8 protein-coding genes and 1 other RNA gene are annotated in these 9257 nt (G+C 65.4%); 6 read left to right on the forward strand and 3 right to left on the reverse strand.

Going from position 1 to position 9257, the window contains the following annotated elements; all coding sequences use genetic code 11:
• Positions 1 to 71: 71 nt before the first annotated feature.
• Positions 72 to 168: signal recognition particle sRNA small type (ffs, locus tag B4A72_RS08350), an RNA gene on the reverse strand.
• Between the two features lie 41 nt (positions 169 to 209).
• Positions 210 to 2093: a bifunctional 2',3'-cyclic-nucleotide 2'-phosphodiesterase/3'-nucleotidase gene (locus B4A72_RS08355; protein WP_292978320.1), complete on the reverse strand. Its 1884-nt coding sequence runs from the start codon at positions 2091 to 2093 to the stop codon at positions 210 to 212.
• Between the two features lie 303 nt (positions 2094 to 2396).
• Here B4A72_RS08355 and B4A72_RS08360 point away from each other — a divergent pair, with 303 nt between their 5' ends.
• Positions 2397 to 2846, forward strand: coding sequence for a hypothetical protein (locus B4A72_RS08360; RefSeq protein WP_292955448.1), 450 nt, complete (start codon positions 2397 to 2399; stop codon positions 2844 to 2846).
• Here the strand turns inward: B4A72_RS08360 and B4A72_RS08365 are convergent.
• Complete coding sequence (locus B4A72_RS08365; protein WP_292955445.1) at positions 2837 to 3703, reverse strand: prephenate dehydratase; 867 nt, start codon at positions 3701 to 3703, stop codon at positions 2837 to 2839. The genes B4A72_RS08360 and B4A72_RS08365 overlap by 10 nt on opposite strands.
• Positions 3704 to 3821: 118 nt before the next feature.
• Between B4A72_RS08365 and B4A72_RS08370 the strand changes: the two genes are divergently transcribed.
• The 5 genes from B4A72_RS08370 to B4A72_RS08390 all read left to right on the forward strand — a co-directional run.
• Positions 3822 to 4376, forward strand: a complete 555-nt coding sequence (locus B4A72_RS08370) for a c-type cytochrome (protein ID WP_292955442.1) — start codon at positions 3822 to 3824, stop codon at positions 4374 to 4376.
• A 289-nt stretch (positions 4377 to 4665) separates the two neighbouring features.
• Entirely contained in the window at positions 4666 to 6534 is a 1869-nt protein-coding gene (locus B4A72_RS08375; RefSeq protein ID WP_292955439.1) for an extracellular solute-binding protein, read from the forward strand.
• 106 nt (positions 6535 to 6640) lie between these two features.
• Positions 6641 to 7720, forward strand: coding sequence for a microcin C ABC transporter permease YejB (locus B4A72_RS08380; protein WP_292955436.1), 1080 nt, complete (start codon positions 6641 to 6643; stop codon positions 7718 to 7720).
• Positions 7720 to 8823: an ABC transporter permease gene (locus B4A72_RS08385; protein ID WP_292978322.1), complete on the forward strand. Its 1104-nt coding sequence runs from the start codon at positions 7720 to 7722 to the stop codon at positions 8821 to 8823. The genes B4A72_RS08380 and B4A72_RS08385 overlap by 1 nt, the downstream gene beginning before the upstream one ends.
• Positions 8820 to 9257 (forward strand): ATP-binding cassette domain-containing protein (locus B4A72_RS08390; RefSeq protein WP_414692494.1); only part of this gene is annotated, 438 nt, incomplete at its 3' end. The genes B4A72_RS08385 and B4A72_RS08390, both read left to right, overlap by 4 nt.

Here is a 9257-nt window from a genome sequence, read left to right on the forward strand (position 1 = left end):
GTCAATGCGCCTTGCGGCCATGATCGCGGTTGCGCGATGGCATCGCGGCCGGTTCCGATCCGTGGTTTGAGGGTGAGAGGCTGGACAACGACCCAGGCGGGGCTCGTTACGGCTGCTTCCTTCCGGACCTGACCGGATTGGCGAGATGCCTGCCCGCGCCAACCTCTCGGCGCGACAGATAATCGGCGGGCAGAGCCGATGCAACCCCGTCAGAGGAAAAGTCTGAACCGCACGAAGCCATCGCCGGAGGCGCCGGTATGGTCGAGGCGGCCGGGCAGATGGCGTTCCAGTTCGGCCAGATGGTCCAGGCTGCCGGGGCCGGTCTCGAACAGCACGCTGGTGCCGGGCATGGGGGCGAAGCGCCAATGCGCGCGGTGGCGGACCCGGATCCGGCGGCGCCGGCGAATGTAGTGGCGCAGCACATCGCGGGTCAGCGCCCCATCCTTCAGCGCCACCTCGTTGCCCGCGACCAGCGGGCTGAACAATCCGCAAGAGGCGAGGCGATAGGAATTGGTCGCCAGCACGAAGACATCGCGGTCCTGCAACGGCCGTCCCTGCCAGCACAGATCGCGAATCCGGCAGGCGGCCGCGTCGGCAAGCCGGCCATCGGGGCCGAAGCGTGCGGGCTGCGACAGATCGACCTGCCACGTCACCCCATCCACGACGTCGAAATTGTAGCAGGGAAAATCCTCGGCCAGCAGCGGCTGATCGTGACCGCCCGGCGTGATCCGTCTGAACATCCCGGCCGCACGTTCCAGCCAGTCGCGCAACTGCGCGCCATCCAGGCGGATCGCGCAGATGCGGTTCGGGAAGGAATAGAGATCCGACAGGCTGCGCAGGCTGAGCCGCCCGCCGGGGACGTCGGTGTAATGGCCCGGACCGCCCCTTCCGCCGGCCCGGAACGGGGCCGATGCCGACAGCACCGGCAGATCCTGCCAGCAGGTGCCACGCAGCCCGGCCCGGACGTGCCAGCGTTGCGCCATGTTGACCAGCCGCAGCCCCGGATCGACGCCGATCAGCGCGAAGTAGCTGGTCAGGGCCGCGTCCGACCGGCCGACACGCCGGCGCAGCTGGCGCAGCGTGTCGCGATGATCGGCCATGACGGGGCGGGCGATCTCGGGCGCGGCGGGCAAATCGGCGGGCACGGTTTCGGCCCGGCAGTCGAACGCGGCGACCTGCCAGCCGCCGGCGCCGTCGCGGCGCAGCCGCAGGTCGATGACGCCCAGATGCGATCCGCCGAATCCCGCCATCACCGCAGGCTTGCCGGCCAGCGTGCCGCGCTGCGGGTCGATGCCCGGAATGGCGCGGAAATCGCGACCCGGAAAGACCTGATGGGTGTGGCCCGCAATCACCGCGTCGATCCCCGGCGTCGCGGCCAGGGCGGTGGCGGCGTTCTCCATCCCCGGTCGCGCGGCCGGATCGCCGATTCCGGTATGGGCCAGGGCGATGACGATCTGCGCCCCCGCGCGGCGCATCTGCGGCACGATCCTGCCCGCGGTTGCCACGATGTCGTCGCAGATCAGGTCCGAAGACAGGTCGCGGTCCCATTCGGCGGTCTGGGGAGGCAGGAAACCGACCAGCCCGATGCGCATCGGCACCTGCCGCCCGGCCACGTCGCGCAGGCTGCGATCGACGATCGCATAGGGGGCAAAGCCGCGCCCGCGCCGGACATGAAGATTGGCCGCCAGAACGGGAAACCGCGCCCGATCGGTGGCACCGCGCAGGAATGCCAGCCCGAAGCTGAAATCGTGGTTGCCAAGCGCGGCGGCGTCATAGGCCAGCGCGTTCATCGCGGCGATGGCGGGATGGGGACGGTCCATACCGGCGGTCCTGCGCGCCGCGAAATCGCCCAGAGGCGTGCCTTCGAGGAAATCGCCGTTGTCCAGCAGCAGGCAATTGTCCACCTCGGCCCGCCGCCGCGCGATCAGCGACGCCGTGCGCGCCAGACCGCCCCGTCCGCTGGGCCGATCGGCAAGGTAATCATAGGGCAGCACATTCATGTGCACGTCCGTGGTTGCCAGGATGCGAAGCGCCACGATGTCGCCGGATGGGGCCGAAGCCCCCTTTGTCGCCTCCCCGGAACCGTCGGGCATTCATCACTCCATACTGCCAGACGATCTGGTGTCCGGGCGCTCAGCGGCGCGGTGCCCAAGCTATTCGGAACAGTCGCTAAAAACAACTTGAGATTGAAGAAAAAATCTTTGCTCCCGTCAAGAAACGGCGGATCCTGACCAAAAGGACAGATTTGAGCAGGGCGTGGCTGGACGTAAAGTCCGATTTGTTCACCAGTGCTTTTTTAACGAGTTCCGTCTTCATTGCCCGTTTCGGTTGAACTGTCTTCGTTGTTGGGCTTAGCTGCGCCCCAGTGACGGCTTTGACGACGGAATATTGCAGGCATGAAGTTTTCGACCCGAATCGATACCGATTCCGCTGCCTCGGATCTGTTTGACACGGTTGGAAATTTCGATCGCATCGAACGGATGCTGACCCGCCGCGGCGCGGTCATCACCCGGATCGATCCGGCGCAAGAGCCCGGAACGGGCGTGGGCTGGATGATCGGCTTCGACTGGCGGGGACAGCCGCGTCAGCTTCGTCTGGAGGTCACGCGCTATGATCGGCCAGAACGGATGTCCATGGTCGGGCAATCCGATTCCTTCGATGTCGCGATCGACGCGACCGTGGTGGCCCTGGGCCGCGCGCGGTCGCGTCTTATCTTCGAGACCGGCCTGCGGCCGCGCAGCATGCGCGCCCGGCTGATGGTGCAGACCGCGAAGCTGGGCAAGGGCCAGCTTGATCAGCGCTATGCCCGGCGGATCAATGACTTTCTGACCGATCTTCAGGTCTGATCCCCGGGCCCGCTCCGCGATTGCGCCTCGCGCAGCGGATCGGCCGGATAGGTGCCGAGGATGGTCAGCATCGAGGTGAAAAAGCCCAATTCGTCCAGCGCGCGCCGCAGGGCGGGATCGTCGGGATGGCCCTCGACATCGGCATAGAACTGGGTCGCCGAGAAGACGCCGTCGACCATGTAGCTTTCCAGCTTGGTCATGTTGACGCCGTTGGTCGCGAAACCGCCCATCGCCTTGTAGAGCGCGGCGGGAATGTTGCGGACGCGGAAGACGAAGCTGGTCAGCATCCTGTCCGCCCGGCGGCTGTCGTCGGGTTGCCGCGCCATGATCAGGAAGCGGGTGGTGTTGTTGGCGTGATCCTCGATCTGGTCGGCCAGCCGGTCGAGACCGTAGATCTCGCCCGCCAGCGGCGCCGCCAGCGCGGCCAGCGACGGATTGCCGCGGGCGGCGACCTCCCTGGCCGATCCGGCGGTATCGGCGCCCGTCATCGGGCGGATACCGTGGCGGCGCAGAAAGCCCCGGCACTGACCCAGAAGGACCGTGTGGCTCATCGCCTCGCGGATCGCGGTCAGCGGCGATCCGGGCACGGCCAGAAGGCTGATATGGACCCGGACGAAGGCCTCGTCGATGATGTGCAGACCGGATTCGGGCAGCAGGTGATGGATATCGGCCACCCGGCCATAGGTCGAATTCTCGACCGGCAGCATGGCCAGATCGGCCTCGCCCGTGCGGACCGCCTCGATCACGTCCTCGAAGGTGCGGCAGGGCAGGGGTTCCATCTGCGGGCGGGCCTTGACGCAGGCCTCGTGGCTGTAGGCGCCGGGTTCGCCCTGAAAGGCGATGCGGTTGATGTTCATCCGTCCTGGTCCGCTGTCCGAAATTTGACCCTGCGCGGGTAACTATACCTTGAACCCCGAAAGCGAAAGCGGATAGATACGGTGCGAATTGAAGAGGCTACCAGCGGGGACCGCACGCATGTTCAACACCATGACCCTGACCAAGGCTGCCGGCGCGCTGATCGGCGCGCTTCTGTTCCTGCTGCTGGCCAACTGGTTCGCAGGCGGGTTGTATCAGGTCGGCGCCGGCGAGGAAGGCGGGGCCGAGGGCGAGGAACAGGCACAGGCCTATTCGATCCCGGTGCCCGAAGCCGGCGCCGCCAGCGACAGCGCCGGCAGCGCGGCGCAAGAGCCGCAGATCGATTTCGCCGCGCTGATGGCAAAGGCCGATCCCGCCGCCGGCGAGAAGGTTTTCGGAAAGTGCAAGACCTGCCACAAGCTGACCGGCTCGAACGCCGTCGGTCCCTACCTGAACGGTGTTGTCGGGCGGGCCGTGGCCTCGGTTCCGGATTACAGCTACAGCGATGCGATGACCGCCCACGCCTCGGAAGTCGCCGAATGGACGCCCGAGGCGTTGCAGGAATTCCTGGCCGACCCCAAGGGCGTGGTCAAGGGCACCAAGATGTCGTTCGCCGGGCTGAAGAAGCCCGAGGATCGCGCCGATGTCATCGCCTATCTGGAATCCCAGAAATAGTCGCTTTCTTGCGTTTTCGAACTGGCGGAGCGGAACAGAGGGCGTGGCGGGGCCACGCCCTTTTTCGCCGCGATCGGGGCCAATCATCGGCCTGCCGCGCCGGTGCGGACGCATGGGCGTGAAAGCGGGGCTTCCCCGCCTGCCTGCAAGTTGGCTGTCCGCGGCGCGGCGTCTGCCCGGCGCGGCCCGCGGCCCCGCGATCGCCCCGACCGCTCACGAAATCGCGGCTTGATCCGGCCCCGCGCGCTGTCCTAGCGTCGTGCGAACCTCGTCCAGCCGGAGCCGCGACATGCGCCATCTCGTCCTGATCCTCGCCCTCGCCACCGGGACCGCCGCCGGTCCCGCCCTGTCGCAGGAAAGAGGATCGGAGGATGACGACAAGATCATCAAGTCCTACGGCATCGGCGTCTTCGACGAGCTGAAGCTGCCCGCCGATTACACGCAGCTTGCCTATGTCAATCCCGACGCGCCCAAGGGCGGCGAGATTTCCGAAGCAATCCCGAATTCGACCGGTTTCGACAATTTCAATCCCTTCACCTTTCGCGGCCGGGCTGCGGTCCTGTCCTCGGTCATGCTGGAATCGATCCTGGTCGGCACCGCGGACGAGGTCGGCGCGGCCTATTGCCTGCTGTGCGAAAGCCTGGAATATCCCGAAAGCCGCGATTGGGTGATCTTCAATCTGCGGCCCGAGGCGCGCTTCAGCGACGGCACGCCGCTGACCGCCTATGACGTGCTGTTCAGCTACGAGACGATGCGCGACAAGGGGCTGTCATCGTTCCGGCTGGTGATCGGCCAGCAGGTCGCCAAGGCCGAGGTGATCGACGCCAACACGATCAAGTTCATCTTCACCCCCGATTATCCGCGCCGCGACGTGATCCAGTCGGTCGGCGGCCTGCCGATCTTCAGCCGCAAGGATTTCGCCGACAATCAGCGCGATCTGGAACAGCCGATGGACAAGCCCTTCATCGGTTCGGGCCCCTACGTCTTTGACAGCGCCGACATCAACCGCAAGGTCATCTACAGGCGCAATCCCGATTACTGGGGCGCGGATCTGCCGATCAACAAGGGCCGCAACAATTTCGACCGCATCCGGTTCGAATATTTCTCGGACTACGATGCCGCCTTCGAGGCGTTCAAGGCCGGCGAATACACCTTTCGGCGCGAGGTCAGCAGCATCATCTGGGCGACGCGCTATGACTTTCCGGCGCTGAGCCGGGGATGGGTCAAGAAGGAAAAGCTGCCCGACGGCAGCATCGCATCGGGGCAGGCCTGGGTCATGAACCTGCGCCGACCGACCCTGCAGGACATCCGCGTGCGCGAGGCGATCGGGCTGATGTTCAACTTCGAATGGTCCAACGCATCGCTGTTCTACGGCCTCTACGAGCGGGTCAACAGTTTCTGGGACAACAGCGACCTGGCCGCGACCGGCACGCCATCCGACGCCGAAAGGGCGCTGCTGGAGCCGGTGGCCAAGGACCTGCCCAAGGGCGTCCTGACCGGCGAGGCGGTGATGGCGCCGACCAGCGGCGAACGCCAGCTTGACCGGCGCAATGTTCGCAAGGCGGCGGCGCTGCTGGATGAGGCGGGCTGGACCGTCGGCGATGACGGGATGCGGCGCAATTCCGAGGGTCGGCCGCTGACGCTGGAGATTCTGAATGACAGCCAGACCTTTGACCGGGTGATCAATCCCTGGGTGCAGAACCTGCGCGCTTTGGGCATCGACGCGCGCAACGTGCGCGTGGACAATGCCGAATACGAAAACCGCGCCCGCAGCCACGATTTCGACATCATCAGCGATCAACTGGGACAGGACGCGATTCCCGGCGCCGGTTTGCAGCAATATTTCGGCAGCGCCAATGTCGGCGATGTGTTCAACTCGATGGGGCTGGCCAATCCGGCCATCGACGCCCTGATCAGCCGGGTCGAGGCCGCCGACAGCAACGAGAGGCTGCAAACCGCGACGCGGGCGCTGGATCGCGCCCTTCGCAGCCTGAAATTCTGGGTGCCGCAATGGTATAACGGCTATAATCTGGTCGCCTATTACGACCAGTATGGCCGTCCCGATACCCTGCCGCCCTATTCGCTGGGGGAACTGGATTTCTGGTGGTATGACAAGGAAAAGGCCGACAAGCTGCGTCAGGCCGGCGCATTGCGCTGAGCCCGGGACGCTTGATTTCCGGCGTGGAATTGCCCAGAAGGCTTGACAACGAAACAGGGCCGTCAAGGCCCGCGAGACCCCGACGGGTGGGCGGAAGGGCAGGCAGATGGGTGCCTATATCCTGCGGCGTTTGCTGCTGATCATCCCGACCTTGATCGGCATCATGCTGGTCAACTTTACCCTGACGCAATTCGTCCCCGGCGGCCCGATCGAACAGATCGCCGCGCAGATTCAGGGCGAGGGCGACGTGTTCCGCAACATCTCGGGCGGGGGCGCCGAGGCCGGAGGCGGCGGGGTCGAGGAAAACTATCAGGGCGCGCGCGGCCTGCCGCCCGAATTCATCGCCCAGCTTGAACGGGAATTCGGTTTCGACAAGCCGCCGGTCGAGCGCTTTCTGTCCATGCTGGGCAATTATCTGCGGTTCGATTTCGGAACCTCCTGGTTCCGCTCGATCAGCGTGGTGGATCTGGTGATCGAGAAGATGCCGGTCTCGATCACGCTGGGGCTGTGGTCCACGTTGCTGGCCTATATCATCTCGATCCCGCTGGGAATCCGCAAGGCGGTGCGCGACGGGTCGCGCTTTGACACCTGGACCTCGGGCGTGATCATCATGGGCTACGCGATCCCGGCCTTTCTGTTCGCGGTGCTGCTGATGGTGCTGTTCGCGGGCGGATCCTACTGGAAGATCTTTCCCCTGCGCGGCCTCGTCAGCGACAATTTCGCCGATCTGTCCACCTGGGGGAAGGTCAAGGACTATGCCTGGCACATCACGCTGCCGGTCGTGGCCTCGACCATTTCCAGCTTTGCCACGCTGACCCTGCTGACCAAGAACAGCTTTCTCGACGAGGTGAACAAGCAATATGTCATGACCGCCCGCGCCAAGGGGCTGACCGAACGCGGCGTGCTTTATGGCCACGTCTTCCGCAACGCCATGCTGATCGTGATCGCGGGCTTTCCGTCGATGTTCCTGGGCGTGTTCTTCGGTGCAAGCATCCTGATCGAGACGATTTTTTCGCTGGACGGTCTGGGCAGGCTGGGCTTCGAGGCCGCCGTGCAGCGTGATTATCCGGTGATCTTCGGCACGCTCTACGTCTTCGGCCTGATGAGCCTGGTCGTCGGCATCCTGTCGGATCTGATGTATGTCTTCGTCGATCCGCGCATCGACTTCGAATCGAGGGGCGGCTGATGGCGCTGTCGGAACTGAACCGCCGCCGCTGGCGCAATTTCCGCCGCAACGGCCGCGCCTTCTGGTCGCTGGTGATCTTTTCGGTGCTGTTCGTGCTGGCGATGTTCGCGGAAGTGGTCGCAAACGACAAGCCCATCGTCGCCAGCTACCGGGGCGAGCTGTATTTTCCGGCCTACCGCTTCTATCCCGAAACCGCCTTCGGCGGCGATTTCGGGACCGAGGCGATCTATCGCGATCCGGCCGTGCAATGCCTGATCGTGACCGGCGGGCGCGAAGCGTGCTGGGATGAACCCGAGGCGATGATCGCCGCGGTCGGAAACGGCACCAGCGACGTGCCCAAGGATGAACAGGGCTGGATGATCTGGCCGCCCATTCCCTATCATTTCAAGACGATCAACAATGTCGGCACGGCGCCAAGCCCGCCGGATGCGGATCACTGGCTGGGCACCGACGACACCGCGCGCGACGTGCTGGCGCGGGTGATCTATGGGTTTCGCATCTCGATCCTGTTCACGCTGATCGTGACGGTGATCGCCTCGACCATCGGCATCGCGGCGGGGGCGATCCAGGGCTATTTCGGCGGCAAGACCGACCTGATCTTCCAGCGCCTGCTGGAAATCTGGGCCTCGACCCCCGGTCTTTACGTCATCATCATCCTGTTCGCGATCCTTGGCCGCAGCTTCTGGCTGCTGGTCTTCGTCACGATCCTGTTCGGCTGGCCCGCGCTGGTCGGCGTGGTCCGGGCCGAATTCCTGCGGGCGCGGAACTTCGAATATGTCCGGGCGGCCCGCGCGCTTGGCGTGGGCGACCGCACGATCATGTTCCGCCACATCCTGCCCAATGCGATGGTGGCCACGCTGACCATGCTGCCCTTCGTCGTCACCGGCACGATCAGCGGTCTGGCGGCGCTGGATTATCTGGGCTACGGGCTGCCGGCATCGGCGCCCTCGCTGGGCGAGCTGGCCTTGCAGGCCAAGCAGAACCTGCAGGCGCCCTGGCTGGCCTTTACCGCCTTCTTCACCTTCGCCATCATGCTGTCGCTTCTGGTCTTCATCTTCGAAGGCGTGCGCGATGCCTTCGACCCGCGGAAGACCTTTTCATGAGCGACGAAGACGAGGCCGAACTGCGCCCGACCCGCCCCGGCATCGCCAGCGCCGCCGCCGTGGCCGAGAACCACGACCCCGCGCGCGGGATGCCCGGCGGGGAACGCGCGCGGCGGGTGCCGGCGCCGCCCTCGGATGCGGTTCTGGCGGTGCGCGACCTGCGCATCAGCTTCGCGCAAGAGGGCCAGATCCTCCCGGCCGTCAGGGGCGTCAGCTTTCACGTGGGCCGCGGCGAGACGGTGGCGCTGGTGGGCGAATCCGGGTCCGGCAAATCGGTGACGGCACTGTCCACCGTGCGGCTTCTGGGTGATTCCGCGCTGGTCGAGGGGTCGGTGCAATATGAGGGCCGCGAGATGATCGGCGCACCCGACCGGGTCCTGCGCGACATTCGCGGCAACGACATCAGCTTCATCTTCCAGGAGCCGATGACCTCG

The organism is Paracoccus sp. UBA5162, assembly GCF_002413585.1.
GTDB lineage: Bacteria > Pseudomonadota > Alphaproteobacteria > Rhodobacterales > Rhodobacteraceae > Paracoccus.